Below are 23,461 nucleotides of genomic sequence, written 5' to 3' on the forward strand. Positions count from 1 at the left end.
AAAAAAATTGTCTGCACTACCGCAAAAAAACGTTTTTGTTCACGCGGTGCAAGGTGTAAGGAAAATTATTGACGCCGCTTTGCGGCTCACCTTGCAAACGTTCACAAAAGCCGTTTTTTTGCTCTCGTTCCGACAATTTTTTTTGTCCACTTACCAATAATGCGGAATCCCTGTGGACGCGTTACGGAAACTGATTGCCATGAGGACGCGTGCGTGCCATTGTTTTTGAACCCTGAATATAGTAATGTATTAGTGGGCGGCTAAAAAATATCTGAAAGTTTTTTAGAAGCCCTCTCTAATTCAAAAAATCAAGGAGAAAAAAAATGGCACGTCCACTGATTTGTCTTTGTCTTACCGGGGCGACACTCGAAGAAGACCTTGCAATTGCAGAGCAGTACCGTCAGTATATCGACATCGTTGAACTTCGCGTTGACTTTCTAGAAGACGATGAGCGACTTAATATCCGAAATTTTCCTTCAATGGTAAAAATCCCCTGCATACTGACGATTCGTCGTGTGATTGACGGTGGGCGTTACAGCGAAGGCGAGGCTTCCAGAACAATGCTTTTTGCGCGTGCGCTTGCATTTGCCGAGCAGAATTCCGCTAAAAACTTTGCCTACGTTGATTTTGAGGAAGATTTTAACGTTCCAAGTTTGCAGGATGCGGCAATGGCATTCGGAACAAAGATTATTCGTTCTTATCACAATATGACGGAGCCTGTGAGCAATATTGTTGAGCGTGTGAACAAAATGCGCGTTACGGGGTTCGAAATCCCTAAAATTGCATTCATGCCACACTCTTTGCAGGACGTTACCGACCTTTTGGTTGAAGCTGAAAAATTAAAAAATTCAAATCAGATTTTATGTGCCATGGGACCGCTGGGACTTCCAACAAGAATCCTTGCAGCCCGCTTCCATTCATATTTGACGTACACATCTCCGTCTGAGCTAATCGGAAATCTTGCAGAAATCGGTCATATTGACCCAAAAACTTTGGAGACGAGATATTATTTTCATTCACTTGAAGTCAGAACAAAGATTTTTGGAATCACAGGCTATCCTTTAAAAGTCACTTCAAGCCCAAAAATCCACAATGCATATTTTAAGAAAAATTGTATGAATGCGGTCTACATTCCGTTCCGTTCAGAGTCTGCGCAGGATGCGTTCCACTTTGCAAAGACTGCTGACATAAAAGGATTCAGCGTAACGATTCCGCACAAAGAAAATATAATGGCGTTCCTGGACAAAATTGACCCGAAAGCTCAGGAAATCGGAGCTTGCAACACGGTGATAAATGACGGCGGAGTTTGGACTGGTTTCAATACCGACTGTACCGGATTCCAGCGTGCGCTTCTTGAATTTACTTCTCTTTCGGACCTGAAGGGCAAGAACGTTGCGATAATCGGTGCGGGCGGGGCTTCAAAAGCGATTGCGTTCGCCGTTCACGAACTTGGGGCAAAGGCCTGCGTTTTTAACAGGACGATTCCAAAAGCTAGAAAACTTGCCGAGCAATACGGATTTGACTATGCGCCTCTTGACGCGGCTTCCCGTGAAAAGCTCAGGGAATATTCCGACATCATAATTCAGACGACTTCAAAAGGAATGGGCGCGACATCGGAATCGGACGAAACGAACGACCCGATTTGGTTCTACGAATTCTTGGGAACTGAATTGCTTTTTGACATCGTTTACGAACCTGAAGTTACGCCTGTAATGCAAAGGGCTGCGGCTTCGGGCTGTAAAGTCTGCAATGGTTTTAAAATGCTTGAGTATCAGGCAGAAGCTCAGTTTGAACTTTACAAAAAAGTTTACGAGCAGAATTAAAAATATCAGACCGAATTTTGAGTTTTCTGGCATGCGAGGAGAGCGCACTGCTGTCATGCTGAACTCGACCGCTTTCGTTTTCGCGGTCGCCTTGATTCAGCATCTACGCCCCCTGCAACGTTGGAAGAGATTCCGAAACGAGTTCGGAATGACGGGCTTTGTAAAAACTCGAAATTGAACCTAATAATTTAACGGGCATTGAGCGGAGTCGAAATGACAAGCACTGTGGTTTTGCTCCAGCTCAATCACCACAAAATTTTAAAAAAAATAGAGGACAAAATGACAAAAGACGAACAGAAAATCCTTGCGGCTAGCACTGCAATCGATACGTTGATTTCAGAAAAAAAAATATTTTCAGGCATGAAAATTGGTCTTGGAACCGGCAGTACGGCTCTTCCGGCGGTAAAGCGGCTTTCTGAGAGAATTTGTGACGGAACTTTACAAAATATAAAAGCGGTGGTTACGAGTTTTCAGACCGAAAATTATTGTAAGGAATTGGGAATTCCAGTTTTTACGTTGAACGACCGCGAAATTGGCGGCGAGCTTGACCTTACGATTGACGGAGCGGACGAGATTGACGGCGAGAATAATTTGATTAAGGGAGGCGGGGCTGCCCTTCTTCTCGAAAAAATTGTCGCTTACAACTCAAAAGCCTATGCAATCGTTGCCGATGAGTCAAAATCTGTAAAAACCGTGGGAACAAAATTCCCTTTGCCTGTAGAAATTATTGGTTCTGCACGAATTTGCGTGGAAAAGGCATTGAACAAACTTGGTGCAAAGTGCGTTCTTCGCGAAGGTGTAAGAAAATGTGGGCCGGTTATTACCGATAACGGAAATCAAATTTTGGACTGTCTTTGGGAAAATCCAGTTGACGCGCGCGAAATGGAAGACAAAATTTCAAAAATCGTGGGCGTTGTTGAAGTAGGATTTTTTACAAAACTTAAACCTGTAGTGTTTATTGCAAAATCAGACGGTTCTGTTGAAATCCGTTAGAGATTTTAGCGGATTTTAGCGTATGAAAAAAAATTCAAAAGAACTTTCCAACGGAAATCTGTTTTTTTTTATTTTTTCTCAAATCATTGTGATTTTGGCATTATTCTGCATATTTTTTGTGTCTTTCGCCCATTTTTACCGCATTGCAAAAAAAGATGCGATTTCGATTGGCGAAAAAAATCTTTATGAGGCGAGCGAAGAAATAAATGGTTTTTTGAATGGCTGTGTTGAATTCTTGAACGGCATAGAAACCTCCGTGAATCACATGGCCATAAAAAAAGTTCCTTCGGAAACTCTTCAGGAGTATTTTTCATACGTTACGGCAGAATGTAAAAATCGGCTGAACGATGCTTCTTACGGTCTTTATGGCTATATTGGCGGTGAATATTTTGACGGGCTGGACTGGATTCCAGACGAAAAATTTGTACCGACCGACCGTGAATGGTACAAGGCCGCAAAGTCGGCTGGCGGAAAAACAGTAATCTGTCAGCCGTATTTGGATGCGATGACCCACCATATTATAATTTCGGTGAGTTGCCTTTTGGCGGACGGGGAGAGCGTTCTTGCCATGGATATTTCCATGAACTCTCTTCAGGAATACGCGAAGAATCTAAACCTTGAGATGAACGGAACTGTTTTTATAGTGGACAAGTCTGGGCAGATTCTGGTTCATTCGGATTCGCTGGAGCGTGGAAAAAATTATCTTTTGCGCGGATATAATTCCGAGGAAAAAGCCCTTACAGAAAAAATCTTTTCGGCGGAAAACGGTATTTTTGAGCAAAATCATAAGGGGCGGGACTGCCTGATTATTTCCCAAAAAATTTTTGATGACTGGCGGATTGCCTTGATTGTAGATAAAATGCAGGTCTTCAGGAATTTACAGGTTACTTTTTGGCTTGCAATGGGCTCGCTCGTGTTCGTTATGATTTTTATTTTCTATCTGAGTTTTTCGAATTTTCAGACACGAAATAAAGTCAGCAAATATGCGCGCATTTTACGCGATTACAAAAATCAGCTTGAACTCAAGGTTTCTGAGCAGGTGAGCCAGCTTCATAACCAGACTCAGGCGCTCGTAAAAATTCAGGAATCTGTAATTGACGGTATGGCGACGTTGATTGAATATCGGGACGCAAATACTGGCCTGCACGTTCAGAACACAAAAAATTACGCTCTGATGATTTCTAAATATCTTTATGACCACGGTTTGCACAAAGACGAAGTTGACGAGCGTTTCTTGAGCATGATTGGCAACGCGGCTGCCATGCACGATATTGGAAAAATTTCCATAAGCGATTCTATTCTCAATAAGCGCGGAAAACTCACCGAGGAAGAATTTGAAATTATGAAGACTCATACGAGCGTTGGCTCGCTTCTCGTTCGGCAGGTTTTTGGCGACAGCATTGAGCCTGACATGCTTCGTATGTGCATTGACGTTGTGCTTTATCATCACGAAAAGTGGGACGGATGCGGCTATCCGTTCGGTTTTTCCGGCACGCAGATTCCTTTGAGTGCCAGAATTCTTGCCATTGCGGATTGTTTTGACGCCATTGCCTCAAAGCGAATTTACAAGGAGGCAGTTCCTGTTGAAGAGGTTTTTGTGATAATCGAAAAAGAGTCTGGAACCCATTTTGACCCTGAACTTGCAAAAATCTTTTTGGGAATGCGTGAAGAAATCATCGCGTACTTGCAAAAAGTCAAGGACGAGCAAAATAACGGCGCTCCAAAAGTTCAAAAATCCGCTTTGGGAAATGTCGCTCTTAATCCCAAAAAAGGCGATGCGTCAGGTGATGCGGTTTCTGTTGACGAGGTTGAAGAACTGGAGCCGGTTTAACCTTAATCGTTTTTTGTCTGGCGTGCAGACCATTTTTGCATGCTTTCCGTCATGCTGAATTTATTTCAGCATCTGGATTCAGAGATTCCGAAACAGGTTCGGAATGACGGGCGACATTTACTTGTCATTCAATATATTAGTCCTGCTGGAACCAGGGCTTGTTCGTAAGTTCAATCTGGTCTAGTTTTTCGGAAATTCGTATTTTTGTTCCTTTGAAGTTTCCAGAAAGAATTTCAAGGTCAAAAGAAATTTCTTCATTCCGGTTTATTTTATAGCTTGCTTCAAACGTGTCCTTTGGATTTCCGAGATTTACGAAAGTCAGCTTGCCTTTGTCCTTAGAAGGCGACTTTTTAGGAATGAAAATATTCCTTTCGGTCGTATTTGCCTGCATCGCAGTACCGTTCATAAACATGAACGGACTTGTGGAGCCTGAGTTGTCTGAGTTGCATGCAAAAAATGCCATTTTTGCCGGAGTGAGCTTTGTGTTTTCCTTTAGAATCAGCTTTTCGCCGTCAAAAGTGTAGTCGTAGACCGCCGGTGAGTCCATTTCGTTTTCAAACAGGTACTTGAGATGTTTTGTGCCTTCTTTTTTTAGGCTGTCAACTTTCATTACGAGCATGTTTTTTATAAGAAGCTCGCTGTGGGCCATTTCGTCATCTGATTTCTTGAGAAAATCCTGAAGTTTTTTTGAATAGTCTTCTTTTGAATCGTAAGTCAAATTCCTTGAATTTTCATCTCTGTGCGTCAGTTGCGTAAACGTTATGATATTGTATGCCGTGTTCTGCCAGTCAGGAGAATCAAAGTCAATTTCGTTTTCAAATTGCTTCGGAAGTCCTAAATTTGAAAATATTAATTTTTTCTGATATTCCTTGCTCTCGATTATCGAAAGGATTTCTTTTTTTGTGTAAAGCTTGTCGCCTTTTTCTGCAGAATCAAAAAGCCAGCTGAGACCAGCTTTTGTGTAGGTAAGGGTGAGAGTTCCGCTTTTTGCTGTGGAATTTTTGTGAAGACTGTAGGTGCATTCGGCTTCAGTCCGCCCGCCACTTGTAATCGTCAGTGTGTTTTCTAAAAAAAAGTAAGTTGCTTCTGCCGTTTGCGAATCAGCAGATTTTACTTCAAACATCTTGTTTTTAAGGACATTTTCCGGCTTTGCCGCTGCTGAAAAAACGGCGGTAAGAAAAATGAACAGACTTCCAGTCAGTCTTTTTAGTCTAAAATTTTTCATATTTTTCTCCATTACATTTTTTAGAGTTACAGATTAAAATAAAAAAAATGTAATGTCAAAATAATGCGATACCCATAACTTTCAAATAATGGTAAAATCGTAATTCTAAAATTTATGGGGAGCTCGAAAAACTCTGTTAGTTTTTCAAGGTTCCCTTATGACATTACTAAAAAACGTCAAGCGAAAAAGGAGCTGAAACTAATGGATATTAGATATTCCACTGGAAAAGAACCGTTCAAAAGAATGACTACCGAAGAAATGCGAGATGAATTTCTCGTAAAAAACATCTTTGTAAAAAATGATGTTACTGCCGTTTACAGTCATATTGACCGCATTGTGACTTTGGGGGCAATGCCTGTAGATACAAAAGTAAAACTGGACAAAAATATTGATGCGATGAAGGATTTCGGAGTTGACTTCTTTTTGCAGCGCCGCGAACTTGGAATGATTAATATCGGCGGTGACGGAATCGTTGTTGTTGACGGAAAGACTTACGAAGTAAATCACTATGATGCCCTTTACCTCGGTGCAGGTGCAAAAGATGTTACTCTTGAATCAAAAGATTCTTCAAAACCTGCAAAATTCTATATGAACTCTACGCCGGCTCACTGCACATATCCAAGTCGCGTAATCACTTACGAGCAGGCTAACCACATTCACATGGGTTCTGCCGCAGAAGCAAACGACCGCACAATCAATCAGTACATTCACCCAGATATTCTCGAAACCTGCCAGCTTTCTATGGGAATGACTCACCTTGAGACTGGTTCTGTATGGAATACAATGCCTGCTCACACCCACGAGCGCCGAATGGAAGTTTACTTCTATTTTGACTTCCCGGAGGATCAGGTTGTGTTCCACTTTATGGGCGAACCTCAGCAGACTCGACACATCGTTATGCACAACGACGAGGCCGTAATCAATCCTTCATGGTCAATTCATTCTGGTTGCGGAACTAGCAACTATACTTTCATCTGGTCTATGGGCGGAGAAAACCGAACTTACACAGATCAGGACTGGATTAAAACTCCAGATTTGAGATAGTAAGAATTGTAGTGTTCTGTCTAAAAAGGCTGTTATGCCGAATATGTTTCGGCATCAGCACTGGCTGTAACGTATGAGATTGGGCTGACTAAAAGGCTCGATTTCGAGTTTTAAAACCAAACAGAAAAATGCGGTAACGAGAAAAAAAGTAAGCGACTGTGGAGCCATTCTGAAGGTTCGCGAGCGAGTGAAACGAGCGAAGTCGGATTCCTATTACCTTCAGCTTGGCTGGGCAGGCGCGCTTTTTTTGTAGTAGACGCATTTTTTTACGTTGACTTAAAAACTCGACATTCGACCTAAAAAGTATTGTCATGCAGAACTTGTTTTTGAATGACGCTGGACAACGGACTTTTTGGACAGTCCTTTGCGTGGGTGGGAGTTTTCATGCCGAAAAACAATAGATTTCGTGGAATACATATTCGAATCGTAAGCATTGTCATGCTTTGCATCGCCTTTATTCTCTTTGCCCTCACGATTATTGGAATTTTTGATTTTGCTTACAAATATAAAAAACATATTACGACTTCTGACAATTGTGCCCTTGCGGAAAGGGCAATTGACGAATTAAAGAATGGCTCGCTGTATCTTACGGAACAGGTTCGGCTTTACGTGCTTTCGGAACAGGTAGAATATTTGAGTTTGTATTTTGAAGAATCGGACGTAAAGCAGCACAGAGAAAAGGCTATGGAAACGCTCACCTCTATTTTGGATGAGCCTGAAATAAATGTTCTGTGGCTGGCTGATTCCGCCTTAAAAAAATCCAACGACCTTATGAAGACCGAAATCCATGCGATGAAGTTGCTTGCAATCGCAGATAATGTTTCTAAAAATATCCTTCCAAAATCACTTTTGGATTTTGAACTTCCTGCCGAAGATTTGCAACTTTCTGATGCGGAAAAAAGAGAACGCGCAAAGTTGCTGATTTTTAATGGCGGCTACAGAAATTCTAGCCGGCAGATTATAAGCCAGCTTGCCCATGCTTCGGAACTTATAAAAAACTATGCGCTGAATCAAAAAAACGAGAGCCGGGAGAATTTTAATAAATCTCTCTTGGTGATGGGCATTTACATTGTTCTTTTGGTTTGCCTGATTGTGGGACTTTTCCTTTTCATTGACTTTTTGGTTTTAAAGCCAATCAGAAGCTACATAAAAAGCATTCAGTCAGATGATTTTCTTGAAGAAATCGGACCTGCCGAATTCAGGTATTTTGCGTCGGCGTTCAACGAAATCTTCCGCCTGAACAGGCAAAAAAGAATAAAATTGCAGCATCTTGCCGACCACGACAGTCTTACCGGAATTTTGAATCGCGGTGCGTATGAGAAGATTTCGAATATGCTCGAAAAGTCAGACAAGCCGCTCGCTCTGCTTTTGGTGGATGTTGACCATTTTAAATACATAAACGACACTTTTGGGCACAAGACAGGCGATATTGCCTTAAAAGAAGTTGCCGAGAATCTTTCCCACAATTTTAATTTTACTTCTTGTGAATATGCGTTCAGATATGGCGGCGACGAGTTTGCAATCCTTGTTTCTGGTGTGTCTCCCGATGACAAAGATTTAATCAGAAAAAAAATAGAAGATTTGAACGAAAAATTACAGAACCCGAAGCGAAAAAATCTTCCTCCGTTCTCTGTGAGCTGCGGAGTGGCTTTTTCCTCCCACGGATTTTACGACGCGCTTTTTTCGAACGCGGACAAGGCTCTATATTTTACAAAAAACAACGGTCGTTGCGGATGCACTTTCTTTGAGGCCGGCGAAAAATAGATTCTTTGTGTCTGTGCAGACAATTTTTTGCACCAGCAAGTTCATAATGCGAAATCCCTGGATGTTGCGTAGCCTGCTATTGACTTATCATGCTATAATGTGCTTATGAGCGAAAGAAGAAACCTGCCTATTGGCATCCAGACATTTGAGGAAATCCGCATAAAAAATTGCGTTTATATCGATAAAACTCAGTTTGTCGAAAAATTAGTGCGTGTCGGAAAACCGTATTTTCTGAGCCGACCGCGCCGGTTCGGCAAGTCACTTTTTCTTTCCACGCTAAAGAGTTATTTTGAAGGCCGCAAAGATTTGTTTGAAGGTCTTGCACTTTCTGAGACTGAGACTGAATGGAAGAAATACCCGGTTTTGTATTTTGATTTTACTGGCAAAAGTTACGACAGCGTAGAAGATTTGATTGAAAAAATCGATGACTCGCTTTTGGAATACGAGGCGATTTACGGCAAGCGTACTGAGTCAAAAGATGTTGCGATTCGCTTTAGAAACTTGATAAAGGCTGCTTTTGAAAAGACCGGGAATCAGGTCGTCGTTTTGGTGGACGAGTACGACAAGCCGCTTTTGCAGCACGTTTTGAACAGCGAAGTTGAGGACAAAATCCGCTCCGTGCTGAAAGGCTTTTACGGCAACTTGAAGAGCGAAGACCAATACATTCGCTTTGCATTCATTACGGGTGTTACCCGATTTGACAAGGTGAGCATTTTCTCGGATTTGAATAATCTGAACGACATTTCGTTGAACAGCGATTTTACTTCTGTTTGCGGAATTTCGCAGACAGAACTTGAATCAAACTTTGTACCTGAGATTGTGTTTATGGCAGAAGAAAACGAAATCTCAAAAGAAGAATGTCTTGCTGAACTCAAGAAGAATTACGACGGCTACCATTTTTCTCAAGATACAGAAACCGATGTTTACAATCCTTTCAGCTTGATGAATGCTTTTTTCAATAATTCTTTCGGTAGCTACTGGTTCTCGACAGGCACGCCGACTTTCCTCACAAAGATGATGCTCGACGTTCAGTTTGATTACGAGTCTTTGGAATACGGAATTGACGTGGATTCCCGCTCGCTCGAAGAATATCGCCTGAACTCCAGCGAGCCAGTCCCGATGCTTTACCAGACGGGCTATCTCACAATCAAGAATTACGAAAAAGAATTTGGAAGCTACACTATTGCGATTCCGAACGCGGAAGTGAAATTCGGCTTGTACAAGCGGCTTTTGCCTTTGTATGCGGGCTACCCGAACGACGACAAGAAAATCGAAATCGTGAACTTCTTAAAAGAACTCCGCGCGGGCAAGGTCAACGAGTTCATGGAGCGAATCAACAAAATATTTGCCTCGGCTCCAAAAAAGTCAAACCAGAAATGCTACGAGCTTGATTGCCAGGCTTTCGTATGGCTCATCTTCAAGCTGATGGGCGAATTCGTGCTTTGCGAGGTACAGAACGGTCGCGGCAGAAGCGACGCTGTTGTCTGGGAAAAATCAGCGATTTATATCTTTGAGTTCAAGATGGACAAGACCGCACAAGAGGCGATGAATCAAATCAACAGCAAGGATTACCCGATTGCTTACAAGAGCGACGGCCACAAAATCGTCAAGGTCGCCGTAAATTATTCCAGCCAAAAAGAGCAGCTCGACGACTGGATTATTGAGGAAGACTAAGTTTTTGTGCAAGCGATAATTGCTGAGCGATTAAAACAAATTGGCTTGAACGGCAGGGTGCGGAAAATTGAAGGTAATGAAGAAATATTATGGAGACAAGTAAAATCATTTTGGCGACTGTTTTGACACTCCTGTTTGCGTCTTGCGCAACGACAAAATCAGCGGACACAGCGCAGAAGAGCGTAACGGAGAAAATCGATTTTCTCTTGCAGGACAAAGTTCTAGAACTGAACAGCGAGGAATTAAAGCCTTTCAAAAGCGAAAGTTTTTTGAAAACACTGATTTCCAGATTTGCTCCCGAAGCAGAAATGACGAGCGCGGTTCGGGATTATCTTGAAGTCGGGAATTATGAAATTTTAAACGCGATAAAGTTTGACGGAAAGATTTTTTTGAATTATCTGCTCCGTAGTCATTGGTCGATTGCGCCAAAAAACAAAAAGTCTACGGAAGTGCTTGGGCGCGATTTGTTGCAACATCACATATTTTTCTTGTGCGATGAAAAATCGAACGAGATTCTTGCCATAAACTACATTTGCACAAATTACACTCCGATTTTGTTCCACAGATACGAGTACGGAGGCAAAAGCATTTTGTACGGAATTGGCAACAATTCTTCCTCTGGAATGGCGACCACCGATTTGTATTTTGTGGCTGTTTCGGCGGAAAATCTTGAACTGCTATTTTCTGAGCGCGTAAAGTTCTCGCAGGCGTTTTTCTCAAACGAAGTAGACGACATTGCATTTGAGCGGGATTTTTCGTTTAGCAAAAACTCTGTCGTGATAAAAGGCAAAGACTTTGATTTTAACAATCGTAAATTGGTAGATTACGAAAAGACCTATTCTTTTTAGGGCGTTAAAAAATGCCTTGGAAGAATATAAGAGGGAGTCAACAGTTTCAAAGTAATAAACAGACTGTTTCATAGTACAAAAGACTTTGTTTCACAGTATTAAAAATACTGTTTCATCCAAAGAAACTGCCACAAGTTTTGGGATATTAGAGAAGGTTGCTTTTAGACGGTATGAAAAACAACCCTCCTGTTGGTGACAGTGAAAAACTCGTAGAAATTATGGAGAACTCGCCGTATAACTAAGGGGAGGTGCTGTAGGTTTTTCAAAAGCTTTACCGTTAGGAGAGGCATCCTTAATAAAATGGGATAATCAATTTGTGAAAGGGAACAATTTCTTTACGATTCAATCGTATTGTAACCCTATTTATGACCCATTTTCAAAAACCAACACTTATAGATTTGATTTTTTGTCTACAAAAGACAGAATTTTTGAACGAACTCTAAAAAAAGCAATAAAAAAATATGGAGAAAAATAATGAAGAAAATACAAATCTTGCTTGTTTTGTTTGTAGCAACACTGCTTTTGAACGCCTGCAAGTCGAATCCTCAGTCGAATTCCCCTGACCCTATGGATTATTGGCAACTTATTAACGATATAAATAATGGAGATATAGAAGCTGTAAAGGCGATGCTGGTTGAGAAACCTGAAGTTCAATTCGTTGCGCATGAGGATCCTGAAAAGGAGTTGTATTATCCCATTTTTGCGGCCGTATATTGCAACAATGTACAGATGGTTGAGTTGCTTGCTAATGAGAGAAGTGTGAAATTAAAATCTTCTTCCGGTGAGGAGGGGATGACTGCTCTGAATACTGCAATAAGTTTGAAGCGGGATCCTAAAATAATTGAAATTCTTCTACAAAATGGGGCAGATATAGAGAATGTTTACTACGGGGAAAATATTTTTATGCTTTTTTCTCATTTTAACGGCGGGGATTACGCTACATGGAATGTTATAAAAGATTATGCGAATGAAAAAAATATGAATTTTCTTGGCAGCTATGATATAAACGCGGTAACTTTTTTGGTTTATTATCATGTTAAGCAAAACATTCTGCATAGCCCCGAATCGCAAAAAATGCTCCGTGAGTATATTGAGAAAGGTGCAAACCCAAATTACCTTATAAACCTTGGCGAAGAGTGCGCCGTTTCTATAGCCGAGGGGCTTGCCGGAGATTCGTGGTTCAATGAGTACCGGAAAATTCTGCTGGACGGTATGAAAAACAACCCTCCGGTCGGTGACAGCGAAAAACTCGTAGAAATTATGGAGAACTCGCCGTATAACTAAGGGGAGGTGCTGTGGCGCAGACGATGCTGGACTTCGACTGGAACAACGCGCGGAGGGAGAGCGGCTGGGCGGAGCTTTCAAAGCCTTCCTGGGACAAGAAGTTGAGCCTGGAATATGGATTGATCCAGGATTTTAGGAGGAGAAAATGAGCATAAATGATTTTATTGAAAAAAATAATATTGCAATATTTGTAAAGGCTGATTTAAAAACTAAAAGAATGGAAATAATTAAAAGAAATGTTGAGCTTGAATCGTATGATTTATTTCAGCAACTGATTTTATTTGGTAATACAGACAATTTATGTGCAAGTATTGATGGGCAAATTTTACCTCGAATTTGGACTCAAGGTAATACAAAATGTATTGTTTGCAAGCCAAAGCAGGAACAGCTAGTTGCATTGTTTTATGATAATAATATGAATGCTACTGATAATTATTTTCATGCAAAAAAGTTAGATTTATTGTTGAAAGAACTGGTCTGATAGATTTTCTGTTCTCGGTACTGGCGTGCAGTTCACCGAGACAATGGGGGCTGTCGCCGCACACAGCGCGATGGCCGGTCTCATGATGGCCGACCCGTCGCACAGGTCCAATGCCGGAAAGCGTTCAGGCGGGTGCGGTTCCGTCAAAATATCCTTTTATCATCATATACGCCCCTCCAACAATAATAGTATATCACACTTTGCTTTTCGCATTGAATTTTCCCCATTTTCATTGAACCAACGGCCGGAAAATTCTATAATTGCCGATGTTAAGCAGGGCGGTGTGCAGAATTTTTTTGGAATCAAGAAGGTTCTGTGCATTGCCCTTTATTTATAAGATTGGCCCAGAGAGTTTTTGGGGCAGTCTTGACTATACAATCATTTTGGGGGAATTGATATGTCTAATGTACCTGAGCTTTTTGGTAGTTTGGTTTTCAATCAGAAAGTTATGAAAGACCGATTGCCAAAAGAAACTTTTAAGGCACTGAAAAAGACTCTTGACGATGGAGTCCCGCTTCAACTTGATGTTGCGAATGTTGTTGCACATTCAATGAAAGAATGGGCAATCGAAAAAGGCGCAACACACTACGCTCATTGGTTTCAGCCGTTGACAGGAATCACTGCCGAAAAGCATGATTCTTTTATCAACCCGCAGGATGACGGTACTGTAATCATGTCTTTTTCCGGAAAGGAGCTTGTAAAAGGCGAGCCTGACGCTTCTTCTTTTCCTTCTGGCGGTCACCGGGCAACTTTTGAAGCCCGCGGATATACGGTCTGGGATCCGACTTCTTATCCGTTCATAAAAGAGCACACTCTCTGTATTCCGACCGCTTTCTGTTCTTACACTGGCGAAGCTCTCGATAAAAAAACTCCTTTGCTCCGTTCAATGGAAGTTCTTGACCAGCAGGCAAAGCGAATCCTCAAATTGTTCGGAAAGAACGTAAAGCGTGTTGTTCCTACTGTCGGTGCCGAGCAGGAATATTTTATTGTTGACCACAATCTTTGGGCGCAGCGCAAGGACCTTCGCATGACGGGACGCACTTTGTTTGGCGCAAAACCTCCGAAAGGTCAGGAAATGGACGACCAGTATTTTGCAGCTCTCAATCCGCGAATCGTAAAATATATGGAAGAACTCAACGAAGTTCTCTGGAAGTACGGTATTTATTCTAAGACCGAGCACAACGAGGTTGCTCCTGCCCAGCACGAGATGGCCCCGATTTTCTCCACCACAAATATTTCTGTTGACCAGAACCAGCTCACAATGGAAGTGATGAAAAAAGTCGCAAAACGCCAGGGGCTTGAATGCCTTCTCCACGAAAAGCCTTTTGCCGGCGTGAATGGCTCTGGAAAGCACAACAACTGGTCTATGACGACGAGCGACGGCGAGAATCTTCTTGAGCCTGGAAAAACTCCTGAGTCGAACGCGCAGTTCCTTTTGTTCCTTACGGCGATTTTGAAGGCTGTTGATGAAAATCAGGATTTGCTTCGAATCACGGTCGCATCTGCCGGAAATGACCATCGACTTGGCGCGAACGAAGCCCCGCCTGCTATCATTTCTGTTTATCTTGGAGATGAGCTTTTTAAGATTCTTGAGTCAATAAAAGACGGAAAACCTTATGCTACTGACAAACAGGCAAAAATGACAATCGGTGTTGACGTGCTTCCGTCAATTCCAAAAGATTCTACCGACCGAAACAGAACGTCTCCTTTTGCGTTTACAGGAAACAAATTCGAATTCCGTTCGGCAGGTTCCAGTCTTTCCATTGCCGGTCCGAACACGACTTTGGACGCAATCGTCGCGTACGTGCTAAAAGAATTTGCGGACGAACTTGAAAAGGCCGATGATTTTGAAGTTGCCCTTAACGCTCTCATCGTTCGTGAAGTAAAAGCTCACTGGCGAATCGTGTTTAACGGAAACGGTTACGACGAGTCTTGGCGCGAGGAGGCTCACAAACGCGGTCTTTTGGAATTGAAGACTACTCCGGACGCAGTTGCGCACTATCTTGACGAGAAAAATATAAAGCTCTTTACCGAAACGGAAGTTTACACAAAAGAGGAGATGGAATCTCACTACGAAATCAAGCTCGAAAAATATGCGCAGATTCTGAATATTGAAGTTCAGACGATGCTTGAGATGATAAACAAAGATATCTTGCCTGCGGCATATAAATACATGGCGGCTGTAAGCAAGACTGTAATCGATTTGAAGGCTGTGGTTCCTGGGGCAAAGGCTCATGCGGAGACTTCGTTGCTTTCAAAACTTGATTCTCTTGTTGATTCGCTCGCACAGAAGGCCGAGGCGCTTGCCTCAAAACATGCTGAGGCAAAGATAAAGTCTGATGTTATGGCAGTGGCCCGCACGTATGCGGATGAGGTTATTCCGCTTATGAACGAGACTCGCGCGGTTGCCGACGAGATTGAGCCGCTTTTGGGCGAGGAATACAAGCCATTCCCTGTCTATGAAGATTTGCTTTTCCGTATTTAATGAATCCTGCCGTTCCGAAGCCTATGTTTCGGAATCTGTAAATACAGCTGGGGCTGTCCAAAAAGAATAAAGGCTGTGGTTGAGCGGAGTCGAAACTGATACAAATAGTGTGATTGGCACTTAGACTTCGCTCAGTGGCCGTATGCAACAAAGTTCCTGGACGGCCACAATTTGTCACCGAATATTTAAGGCTGTCTGCTGCCGTTGATTTTGGTTGCAGGCAGCCTTATTTTTTTGAGTGGAATTTTATTTGTCGTCTTCGTCTTTTCTGTTTTCGTCAGCAGTGGCGTTGTCAATTGTTTCCACAGAATCCGGATTTATTACGAGCGGGCGCTTTTTCCACTGTAAGAAAATAATTGCGCTTCCGGCCAGGATAAGAAGGAGGGCGATTATGAAAATGACCGTTTTGAATGCCTTAAAATTCATCATAAAAAGGAATGCGGCCAATATGAAGGCTGTAAGAATTTCAATCAAGGAATTTTTGATTTGTATTCCGTTTTTATAAAGGCGCAATGTCGTAAAAATCTGCATGAACGCCGAAATCAAAAAATAAATTCCGAGTATGTACGTTACGGCGTTGAACATGGTTTCGGCAAGATAGAGCGGGGACGAGACTGCGGCAAGACCGACAATCGTGCTTAGCACACCGCGCAAAAACGTAATGTTTGTGTAAACAGTATCGCGGGTCTGGCTGTGGGCCGAAATCATTGCCGACACTCCGCTTATGATTGCGGCAATTCCAAGAATGATGATTGCGAATTTTATGAAAGCATCTTGTGCCAATAAAATCAAAATTCCGATGATTAGTGTTAGTATTCCAATTAAAAAACTATTTTTATTCATACTATAACTATATTCAACAAGTTGTGAAAAGTCCATAAAAGTTTATTTGCAGGTTGCGAGAGTCCGAATTATGGGGAAACTGATTAAAAAAATTGTCGGAAAGAGAGCGAAAAAAATGGCTTTTGTGAACGTTTGCAAGGTGAGCCGCTTTGCGGCGTCAATAATTTTCCTTACACCTTGCACCGCGTGAACAAAAACATTTTTTTGCGGTACTGCAGACAATTTTTTTTTACACCTGTAAGTTTAGAATGCGGAATCCCTGAATTTATTTGTTGGGCTAAAAAATAAAAAAAATTAGCGAAAAAACGAAAACTTCTATTGACTAATTTTTTTATAAATTATATATTGTATGAGCGTCAAGCAAATGGAGCGATGGCAGAGAGGCTGAATGCATCGGTCTTGAAAACCGACATACGGGTAACCGTATCGGGGGTTCAAATCCCTCTCGCTCCGTTAACTGCCTAACTTAAATCACTAGATTTAGAACTGGCTTTGGAAGCGTGGTAGAGCGGTAATACAACGGATTGCTAATCCGTCAGTTCCATTAGGGCTGGGCAGGTTCAACTCCTGTCGCTTCCGATAGGAGCAAGATAAACACTTGCGAATATGAGATTGTAGCTCAGTTGGATTAGAGCGCCACCCTGCGGAGGTGGAGGTCGCACGTTCGAATCGTGTCAGTCTCAAAAAATGAAAGGTCTGTCGGTTTCGGTTATCTGTTAATCGACAGGCTTTTTTATTTTAATCATTCGGTTGAAAAATCGTGCGTTCAAAAATCAATTAAATTATTTGGTTAGGCGGTACGCTTTCATGGCTTTTCAAAGTTGCGTTGGGCGTTAAATCGTTTAATTAAATTTTTAATTGACAACCGAATTTTAGAAACTTGAACTGGTGTTTTCTTTGACTTCCAAAGAAAAGAGGTTCGATTCCTTTGGTTTCTTTTTGAGCCTGAGAACTATACAACATATCCTTCAAAACCCCGCGAGAGCCGGAAGGCAGCAACGGTATGAAGCCCTTATGTGTGCTATAGTATTCTCAGGCTCTTTTTTTGTTTGAGAGAGAGTTCTGGTTTTTAGACTCATTTGTTGTTGAAGTAGTTCTTTAGGGCAGTGTAATTTTTCTGCGAGAGATTTTTTCTGTTTTTGTTCATAAAATCCCAAAAATATTCAGAGTGGCTTACGCGAATCGGAATGCTGTCTTTGTAGTCTTCCAGAATTTCAAGAATCGTGTCGTAGTTTTTGAATTCATAAAAAGCGAAACTTTCGTCGTCAAAAACAAAAATCAATCCAAGATGGTAAGTGTAATACGAATGACTTTTTGATGTGTGTTTTTCTTTTTTTATTGTAAGCTCGATTTGTCTGGAGTCTGCTATTTGAACGGATTTTTCGATTCTGTTCGGAAAGCCGTATTTGACGATTTTGTCTGGGAACAGTTCTGTTCTAAAAATGAATGTGATAGGAATCGAAATGAGAAAAAATGCCACCGCTAAGTAAATTATAGTGCCATCTAACTTTTCAAAAATCTTTTTCAGGCCGGGAATTTTGTTTTTTAAGAACAAAAATATAAATGTGGCGACGACTGCGGAAGCGACTATTGCCAGAGGCACGGAAATTGCTGCGGAATAAAAGCCGACCGCATTCGAGAGCGTATAATAAAAGTATTCTTGCAGCCTGTGATATAAAATTTTACCTCCAAAAATGATTGCGATTAGAAGAAATGCTTGTGCCCACCTTTTGATTTTGTTGTTCGGTTCCTCTGCGGATTCGTCCGACGGTTCGTTGAATTCGGTTTCGTTTTTTTTGTCAAAAAAACTTGGGTATTCCGTAAGGTAATCACCGTAATTCCGGCGGAACATCCGTTCTTTTTCGATTTTCTCGTTTGTCTTTTCGCTCATTTTTTTTAATTTCCTGTAGGTGCCGAAATAAATTCGACATGAGTTAAGGTGGCTTAGGCTATGCTTAACCACCATTTTTGTTTTGAACTTAAAAAGCTGAGTTCCCTTATTTTTCAAGCGCTCTTATTCGTTCCAAAAGCTGCGGATGGCTGTGGAAGAACGCGCTGTAAATCTTTGGGCATTCAATTTCGCTCAGATTTTCTTTGTTGAGCTTTATGAGAGCCGTGACCAGTCCTTTTCCGCTTCCGCAAATTTCTGCGCTGAATCGGTCTGCCTCAAATTCGTGCTTTCGGGAAGCGAAATTCGAAATCAAATCAAAGAGGATGCTAAAACCGCCGAATGAGCTCATAAACAAACTAAAGCCGATGACGATGATTTTGTATGTTGGTGCGCCGTTGAGCGTGAATCCGAAATTTTCGTAAAGTGCCGGCATTTTTGTAAAAAGATTTATTACGAAGAGCATTACAAAAATCAACGGAATCATCGTTGCGAGTCGTTTTACGATGTGGTGCTTCTTGTAGTGCCCAAGTTCGTGCCCAAGAACGGCTTCGATTTCTTCTGCGGTGAGCTGGTTTATGAGCGTGTCGTACAACACGACGCGTTTGCTTTTGCCGAATCCCGTAAAATATGCGTTCGAGTGCCCGCTTCGTTTTGATGCGTCCATAACGAAGAGTCCGTTTGCCTTAAAACCGCATTTTTGAAGAAGGTTTTCGAGACGCGTTTTTAGTTCGCCTTCTTGGAGCGGAGTGAATTTGTTAAAAAGTGGCGCGATAAAAATCGGGTAGATTACGGAAAGGCCCAGACTGAATGCAACGTAAACGCTTCCGAGCAAAATCCACCACCAGTTTTCGGCGTGCTTAAAAAGCGCGAGCGCGATTGCCAAAAGCGGAAGAACGAGAGCCATTGAAAGTGCGAAGCTTTTTACTGAATCAAGAATCCACATTTTTAAAGTCATCTTGCTGAAGCCGAATCGTTTTTCAATGCCGAATTCTCGGTAAAGCGAGAAAGGAAGTTTTAAAATGATGGCGGGCAGGCTCGTGAGTGCGCCGTAAATCAGAATCTGGAGGAACGCGCTTTGAGTTTTTGCGCAGGCAAAGCCGTAAACTGCCGGCAAGAATCCAGAAAAAATTATGAAAAATTCCAGCGCGGTGGTGAGCGTAAAAGAAAAAATCCAGACTTTGTATTTTGAGTCCTCGTAGCGGCAAGTTTTTTCGAGCGTCGGTGCGTCAATGAATTCTTTGAGTTCATTCGGAACGTTTCTTCCGTTCGTTTTGCGGAACCTAAAATCCGCGAATTCAAGAATCATATTCAGACAAAAGTTAAAAATCGTACCGATTACAAAAAGGCTGATAAAAATATTTGATAAATTCATGCAACGAGTTTAGCGAAAAATTATGATTTTTTGTAGCACTCGGTGCAGCCTGTAATCATCACGTGTTTTTTGCCCGTGGTGCGGTTAAAGAGGCGCGCGATTAGGTAGCCTTCGGTTGGGACTGTTTTTCCGCAGACTGGGCATTTTCGCTGTAGCCCGGCTTTGACGACAGGATAGCAGTGCGGGCAGCCGGAAACCGTCATCCGTTGGTCAGGCGTGTTCATCGGCCGGTAGATTTTTGAAATCATGTTCTCGGACTTTGCGAGCGGCGTTGAGCAGAGCGGGCAGCGGACAAATTCTGTGCCGCCGTGTTCGTTTTTCTGCGTGCGGAGTTCATTTTTTTCGCTCTTTGAGAAACTCGGAAAAAATCGGATGAACATGTAAAATGCGGCGATTATGAGGACTGCCCCCACTAACATCAGTATTAAATTATTCATTTTTTTATTATTCCCCAGATATTCTTCATTATAAAATTGTCGGTATAAAAATCTGCTCTGCCGTCCGCTACGCCGCCTAAAAAAGGAAACGCAAAATAAAGCTTGAAATCGTAAAGCTAAAATTTAGCGTTTCCGTTTATTCGTCTGCGCTATCGTCAGAGCAGATTTTTTTGTCAGTTTTCATAATGTAGAATTCCTGATTATTGCCTTTAAAAAATTTGGCTTAAATTTCTTTGTATATTATAATGAATCAATTGCAAAAAAGTGAATCTAAAACTAAATGTTTGGGGTGGAAGCGTGGAACCTATCATTCAACGCAGGATAAGTGACGTTTCGTTTGTGATTGACAAAAATCTTAATGTTCTCAGTGCAAAGAGAAGTTTTTTGCGTCTGTTCAATATTACGGACTCGCAAATTCAGCTTTCGAGTTGCATGGACGAAAACGACGCTGCTAATTTTAAGTATTTTCTGGCAAATTTTTCTGAAAAAAGTGAGACTCCGTATTTTGTGGTAACGCTTCTTCCTGTGCGCTCGCGCATAAGATGTCTGTTTTATGTGGAGAAACAAGACGAGTGCTTTCATGTGGATGTGAAGGAGCTGAATTATTCAAGGGAACTTCTTGAGAACACGTTGATTGAAAGCCGGGAGTACATTGCGCTTCTTAAAAATTTTGATGTTTATTATTTTCTGTTTGACGGAACGAAATTTTCAATAAAAAATACGAAAGACTTTAACACCGTTTTTGAATGTGCCGCCGAAAATACTGGCGAGTTTGCCGAATTTGTAAAATCGACTTTTAAAATTGATTTTTTGAACGGTGACACAAAGGCGCAGTTTGATTCGTTGCTCGTTGATATAAAAAATTTTGATGACGGAAAAAACTACCTGTTTTTGCAGACCGACAAAAAACTTCTTTCAGTTCACACAACAAAATCCTGCACCCGGAATCAAAAAGTGATTGTGGGAAACATAAGCTACGGCATAGATTCCGTTCCGAGCGAGAATTCCTACAACGAAAAAATTGATTTTTTGACGGGACTGTACAACAAAAAGGCGATTACGGATTTGGCCCACAAAAAAATCAATGAAGAAAAATATCCTTGCACGATGATTGTTATGGACGTTGACAAATTCAAGGAATGCAACGACACCTGCGGGCATGCCTTTGGCGACAAGGTTCTTTCGGCGGTTTCTACGTGTGTAAAAGACGCGATTTCTGGAATCGGTTTTGCAGGCAGAATTGGAGGCGATGAATTTCTTATAATTCTTGATAAAACGAAAGAGGACGATGTTCGAAACGTTCTTAGAAATATTCGCGTGGGGATTCAGTGGAGCATTACGCCGGCTTCGCCTGATTGCGTTGTAACGTGTTCAATGGGCGTGGCCCGCTTTCCGATGAACGCGGCGAATTATGACGAGCTTTTTAGTTTTGCGGACAAGAGCCTTTATCTTGCGAAGAACAAAGGCCGAAACTGCTACATAATCTACAAACCTGAACTTCACGACAGCGTTATGGCGCAGGACGAGAAAAATGCGTTAAAAATTTCTTCCGGTGAGTTTTATGCTTCTAGTTCAGAAAAAGAACTTGAGATTACTGAACGACTCATAAAAAACACTGTTTCGCCAGCAGAGTTAAAATCCGTTCTGGATTTGCTCGTGGATTATTTGTCGGTGCACACAATAAACGTTTACGACAGAGATTTAAAGCTTGTTTTTCAGGCCGGAAAAGAGATGCTTGATATTCGGAACGATTATTTTGATTCAAAATATTTTGCCTTTTTTAACGACTACGGATTCTGCCATCTCGACAATACGAACGTGCTGAATTCTTTGGACAAGCGAAAATTCGAAATGTTTTTGAGCGTGAATATTTCGACGACGCTTGAAGTGATTTGCAATGACGAAAATGGCGCTAGGCGTGCGTTTGTTTGTTTTGACATTTACAAGCCGGCCCGGACTTTTTCAAAAGAAAAATTGATTTTTGCATTGCTTGCCGCAAAATTGATTGCAAAACACCTCTAAAAACTCAAAAAAGCCAAAAATGTGACTGTGAGAATCTCCAAAATTTTATATAATCAAAGCTACTTAAAACTAAATGGAGTGAATCATGAAAGTACTTGTTGTTGGTTCTGGTGGACGTGAACATGCGATTGCTTACAGACTTGCTTTAAGCTCAAAAGTTGATGAAGTAATTTGCGTTCCTGGCAATGGCGGAACAGAGTTTGAGGCAAAATGCCGCAACGTGAATCCAAAGGATTTCCCGCAGTATGAAAACCTTTCGCTTTCGAATGCCGTCGTAAAAATTTCTAAGGACGAGAAAGTTGATTTTGCGGTCATTGGTCCTGAAGACCCGCTTGCCGACGGAATTTCTGACGTGCTTTGGGCAGAAGGAATTTCTGTGGTTGGTCCAAAAAGCGCTGGTGCTGCACTTGAGGCTAGCAAAGACCTTTCTAAAATCTTCATGAAAAAATACGGGGTTGCTTGTGCCGATTCGGCAACATTTACTGACAAAGACAAGGCCCTTGCTTACGTTCGCGAAAAGGGCGCTCCAATCGTAGTTAAGGCTGACGGGCTTGCAGCAGGAAAAGGTGTCGTTGTTGCAAAGACCGTTGAAGAAGCTGAAAATGCCGTAAAAATGCTTATGGAAGGCACTTCCGTTGGGGATGCCGGAAAGAAGCTCGTAATCGAAGAATATTTGCAGGGCGTGGAGATTTCCGTTTTGGCGGCAGTTTCCGTAAATCCTGAGGATTCGTCTAAAGCCTGCATCAAAGCATTTTTGCCTGCCCGCGACCACAAGCGCCTGAACGATGGTGCCCAGGGACCGAACACTGGCGGAATGGGCGCGGTTTGTCCTCTTGAAGACGTTAGTGCCGAAACGATGCGTCTTTTTGACGAAAGAATCCTCCAGCCGACTTTAAAAGGTCTTGTGGCAGAAAAAATGGATTACCGCGGATTTATTTTCTTTGGGCTTATGCTCACGAAAGACGGTCCAAAAGCACTTGAATACAACGTGCGTCTCGGTGACCCGGAAACGCAGGCCGTGCTCCCGATGATGGATTTTGATTTTGCCGATTTGTGCAAAGCCATTATGGACGGTTCTTTAAAAGATTTTGACCTGAAGTGGAAGAGCGGATTCCAGGTGGCTCCTGTAATGGTGAGCGGTGGCTATCCGTTAAAATATCCAAAAGGACTTCCTATTTCTTTTGATGAAGAAGAAATTGAAAATTCTGGCGCGAAAGTCTTTATTGCAGGAGCAATAAGAGACCGCCGTGCCAAAGAAAAAGTGCTTATTACCAATGGCGGACGAGTTCTTGCTTGTTCTGCTCACGGTGGCACTTTTGACGAGGCATGGCAAAAAGCCTATGACGCATTGCGAGGAATCTCGTTTGACGGAGCTTTCTATCGCAAGGACATAGGTTTGCCTGGTGCCGCTGAATCCAACTAATTTTTTTTCGGGAACGCTAAA

General features: G+C 42.0%; 18 protein-coding genes, 3 tRNA genes and 1 other RNA gene. 17 read left to right on the top strand and 5 right to left on the bottom strand.

Annotated elements, in window-relative coordinates:
* The first annotated feature begins 323 nt into the window (after window positions 1–323).
* The 3 genes from JI65_RS08155 (at window position 324) to JI65_RS08165 (ending at window position 4,647) form a co-directional block, all read left to right on the top strand.
* Window positions 324–1,823 carry a type I 3-dehydroquinate dehydratase gene (locus JI65_RS08155; RefSeq protein WP_191015053.1) on the top strand — a complete coding sequence of 500 codons (1,500 nt, stop codon included), beginning with the start codon at window positions 324–326 and terminating at the stop codon, window positions 1,821–1,823.
* A gap of 279 nt (window positions 1,824–2,102) precedes the next feature.
* Entirely contained in the window at window positions 2,103–2,816 is a 714-nt protein-coding gene (rpiA, locus tag JI65_RS08160; RefSeq protein WP_191015055.1) for a ribose-5-phosphate isomerase RpiA, read from the top strand.
* A 22-nt stretch (window positions 2,817–2,838) separates the two neighbouring features.
* Window positions 2,839–4,647 (top strand): HD domain-containing phosphohydrolase, encoded by a 1,809-nt coding sequence (locus JI65_RS08165; RefSeq protein ID WP_191015057.1) that lies wholly within the window; start codon window positions 2,839–2,841, stop codon window positions 4,645–4,647.
* Window positions 4,648–4,783: 136 nt separating this feature from the next.
* Here the strand turns inward: JI65_RS08165 and JI65_RS08170 are convergent, their stop codons facing one another.
* On the bottom strand, window positions 4,784–5,872 hold the full coding sequence (locus tag JI65_RS08170) for a hypothetical protein (RefSeq protein ID WP_191015059.1): 1,089 nt from the start codon (window positions 5,870–5,872) through the stop codon (window positions 4,784–4,786).
* Between the two features lie 201 nt (window positions 5,873–6,073).
* On the opposite strand from JI65_RS08170, the gene kduI reads away from it, so the two are divergent.
* From kduI to JI65_RS08210, 8 genes are all read left to right on the top strand, one after another.
* Window positions 6,074–6,916 carry a 5-dehydro-4-deoxy-D-glucuronate isomerase gene (gene kduI / locus JI65_RS08175; RefSeq protein ID WP_191015061.1) on the top strand — a complete coding sequence of 281 codons (843 nt, stop codon included), beginning with the start codon at window positions 6,074–6,076 and terminating at the stop codon, window positions 6,914–6,916.
* A 384-nt stretch (window positions 6,917–7,300) separates the two neighbouring features.
* A complete protein-coding gene (locus JI65_RS08180) occupies window positions 7,301–8,680 on the top strand; it encodes a GGDEF domain-containing protein (protein ID WP_191015064.1) in 1,380 nt (459 codons plus the stop codon).
* A 105-nt stretch (window positions 8,681–8,785) separates the two neighbouring features.
* Window positions 8,786–10,354: an ATP-binding protein gene (locus JI65_RS08185; RefSeq protein ID WP_191015066.1), complete on the top strand. Its 1,569-nt coding sequence runs from the start codon at window positions 8,786–8,788 to the stop codon at window positions 10,352–10,354.
* A gap of 89 nt (window positions 10,355–10,443) precedes the next feature.
* Window positions 10,444–11,202 (top strand): hypothetical protein, encoded by a 759-nt coding sequence (locus tag JI65_RS08190; protein ID WP_191015069.1) that lies wholly within the window; start codon window positions 10,444–10,446, stop codon window positions 11,200–11,202.
* 567 nt (window positions 11,203–11,769) lie between these two features.
* Window positions 11,770–12,486: an ankyrin repeat domain-containing protein gene (locus JI65_RS08195; protein WP_191015071.1), complete on the top strand. Its 717-nt coding sequence runs from the start codon at window positions 11,770–11,772 to the stop codon at window positions 12,484–12,486.
* A gap of 11 nt (window positions 12,487–12,497) precedes the next feature.
* Entirely contained in the window at window positions 12,498–12,635 is a 138-nt protein-coding gene (locus JI65_RS08200) for a hypothetical protein (RefSeq protein WP_191015072.1), read from the top strand.
* Window positions 12,632–12,967 (top strand): hypothetical protein, encoded by a 336-nt coding sequence (locus JI65_RS08205; protein ID WP_191015073.1) that lies wholly within the window; start codon window positions 12,632–12,634, stop codon window positions 12,965–12,967. The genes JI65_RS08200 and JI65_RS08205 overlap by 4 nt, the downstream gene beginning before the upstream one ends.
* 397 nt (window positions 12,968–13,364) lie before the next feature.
* Window positions 13,365–15,452 (top strand): glutamine synthetase III family protein, encoded by a 2,088-nt coding sequence (locus JI65_RS08210; RefSeq protein ID WP_191015075.1) that lies wholly within the window; start codon window positions 13,365–13,367, stop codon window positions 15,450–15,452.
* A gap of 246 nt (window positions 15,453–15,698) precedes the next feature.
* Here the strand turns inward: JI65_RS08210 and JI65_RS08215 are convergent, their stop codons facing one another.
* Complete coding sequence (locus tag JI65_RS08215) at window positions 15,699–16,331, bottom strand: DUF308 domain-containing protein (RefSeq protein WP_340138434.1); 633 nt, start codon at window positions 16,329–16,331, stop codon at window positions 15,699–15,701.
* A gap of 330 nt (window positions 16,332–16,661) precedes the next feature.
* Between JI65_RS08215 and JI65_RS08220 the strand changes: the two genes are divergently transcribed.
* The 4 genes from JI65_RS08220 (at window position 16,662) to ffs (ending at window position 17,336) form a co-directional block, all read left to right on the top strand.
* Window positions 16,662–16,748, top strand: a tRNA-Ser gene (locus tag JI65_RS08220).
* A 41-nt stretch (window positions 16,749–16,789) separates the two neighbouring features.
* Window positions 16,790–16,874 (top strand) — tRNA-Ser (locus tag JI65_RS08225).
* 29 nt (window positions 16,875–16,903) lie between these two features.
* Window positions 16,904–16,978, top strand: a tRNA-Arg gene (locus tag JI65_RS08230).
* Between the two features lie 260 nt (window positions 16,979–17,238).
* Window positions 17,239–17,336: signal recognition particle sRNA small type (gene ffs / locus JI65_RS08235), an RNA gene on the top strand.
* A gap of 34 nt (window positions 17,337–17,370) precedes the next feature.
* On the opposite strand, the gene JI65_RS08240 is transcribed toward ffs, so the two are convergent.
* From JI65_RS08240 to JI65_RS08250, 3 genes are all read right to left on the bottom strand, one after another.
* Window positions 17,371–18,186, bottom strand: a complete 816-nt coding sequence (locus JI65_RS08240) for a hypothetical protein (protein ID WP_191015081.1) — start codon at window positions 18,184–18,186, stop codon at window positions 17,371–17,373.
* A 106-nt stretch (window positions 18,187–18,292) separates the two neighbouring features.
* On the bottom strand, window positions 18,293–19,558 hold the full coding sequence (locus tag JI65_RS08245) for a M48 family metallopeptidase (protein ID WP_191015084.1): 1,266 nt from the start codon (window positions 19,556–19,558) through the stop codon (window positions 18,293–18,295).
* A 20-nt stretch (window positions 19,559–19,578) separates the two neighbouring features.
* Entirely contained in the window at window positions 19,579–19,995 is a 417-nt protein-coding gene (locus tag JI65_RS08250) for a hypothetical protein (RefSeq protein ID WP_191015086.1), read from the bottom strand.
* A gap of 297 nt (window positions 19,996–20,292) precedes the next feature.
* Between JI65_RS08250 and JI65_RS08255 the strand changes: the two genes are divergently transcribed.
* Both JI65_RS08255 and purD read left to right on the top strand, forming a co-directional pair.
* The gene (locus tag JI65_RS08255) at window positions 20,293–22,017 is read left to right on the top strand and encodes a GGDEF domain-containing protein (protein ID WP_191015089.1); all 1,725 of its coding nucleotides are present in this window, start codon (window positions 20,293–20,295) and stop codon (window positions 22,015–22,017) included.
* Between the two features lie 85 nt (window positions 22,018–22,102).
* The gene (purD, locus tag JI65_RS08260) at window positions 22,103–23,440 is read left to right on the top strand and encodes a phosphoribosylamine--glycine ligase (protein WP_191015092.1); all 1,338 of its coding nucleotides are present in this window, start codon (window positions 22,103–22,105) and stop codon (window positions 23,438–23,440) included.
* Window positions 23,441–23,461 lie beyond the last annotated feature (21 nt).

This window comes from Treponema zioleckii (assembly GCF_014737315.1).
GTDB classification, from domain to species: domain Bacteria; phylum Spirochaetota; class Spirochaetia; order Treponematales; family Treponemataceae; genus Treponema_D; species Treponema_D zioleckii.

Bases quoted from the DNA above. Each gene is read 5' to 3' on its own strand.
- JI65_RS08155 (WP_191015053.1), top strand. From the start codon at position 324: ATGGCACGTCCACTGATTTGTCTTTGTCTTACCGGGGCGACACTCGAA.
- rpiA (WP_191015055.1), top strand. From the start codon at position 2,103: ATGACAAAAGACGAACAGAAAATCCTTGCGGCTAGCACTGCAATCGAT.
- JI65_RS08165 (WP_191015057.1), top strand. From the start codon at position 2,839: ATGAAAAAAAATTCAAAAGAACTTTCCAACGGAAATCTGTTTTTTTTT.
- JI65_RS08170 (WP_191015059.1), bottom strand. From the start codon at position 5,872: ATGAAAAATTTTAGACTAAAAAGACTGACTGGAAGTCTGTTCATTTTT.
- kduI (WP_191015061.1), top strand. From the start codon at position 6,074: ATGGATATTAGATATTCCACTGGAAAAGAACCGTTCAAAAGAATGACT.
- JI65_RS08180 (WP_191015064.1), top strand. From the start codon at position 7,301: ATGCCGAAAAACAATAGATTTCGTGGAATACATATTCGAATCGTAAGC.
- JI65_RS08185 (WP_191015066.1), top strand. From the start codon at position 8,786: ATGAGCGAAAGAAGAAACCTGCCTATTGGCATCCAGACATTTGAGGAA.
- JI65_RS08190 (WP_191015069.1), top strand. From the start codon at position 10,444: ATGGAGACAAGTAAAATCATTTTGGCGACTGTTTTGACACTCCTGTTT.
- JI65_RS08195 (WP_191015071.1), top strand. From the start codon at position 11,770: ATGGATTATTGGCAACTTATTAACGATATAAATAATGGAGATATAGAA.
- JI65_RS08205 (WP_191015073.1), top strand. From the start codon at position 12,632: ATGAGCATAAATGATTTTATTGAAAAAAATAATATTGCAATATTTGTA.
- JI65_RS08210 (WP_191015075.1), top strand. From the start codon at position 13,365: ATGTCTAATGTACCTGAGCTTTTTGGTAGTTTGGTTTTCAATCAGAAA.
- JI65_RS08215 (WP_340138434.1), bottom strand. From the start codon at position 16,331: ATGGACTTTTCACAACTTGTTGAATATAGTTATAGTATGAATAAAAAT.
- JI65_RS08240 (WP_191015081.1), bottom strand. From the start codon at position 18,186: ATGAGCGAAAAGACAAACGAGAAAATCGAAAAAGAACGGATGTTCCGC.
- JI65_RS08245 (WP_191015084.1), bottom strand. From the start codon at position 19,558: ATGAATTTATCAAATATTTTTATCAGCCTTTTTGTAATCGGTACGATT.
- JI65_RS08250 (WP_191015086.1), bottom strand. From the start codon at position 19,995: ATGAATAATTTAATACTGATGTTAGTGGGGGCAGTCCTCATAATCGCC.
- purD (WP_191015092.1), top strand. From the start codon at position 22,103: ATGAAAGTACTTGTTGTTGGTTCTGGTGGACGTGAACATGCGATTGCT.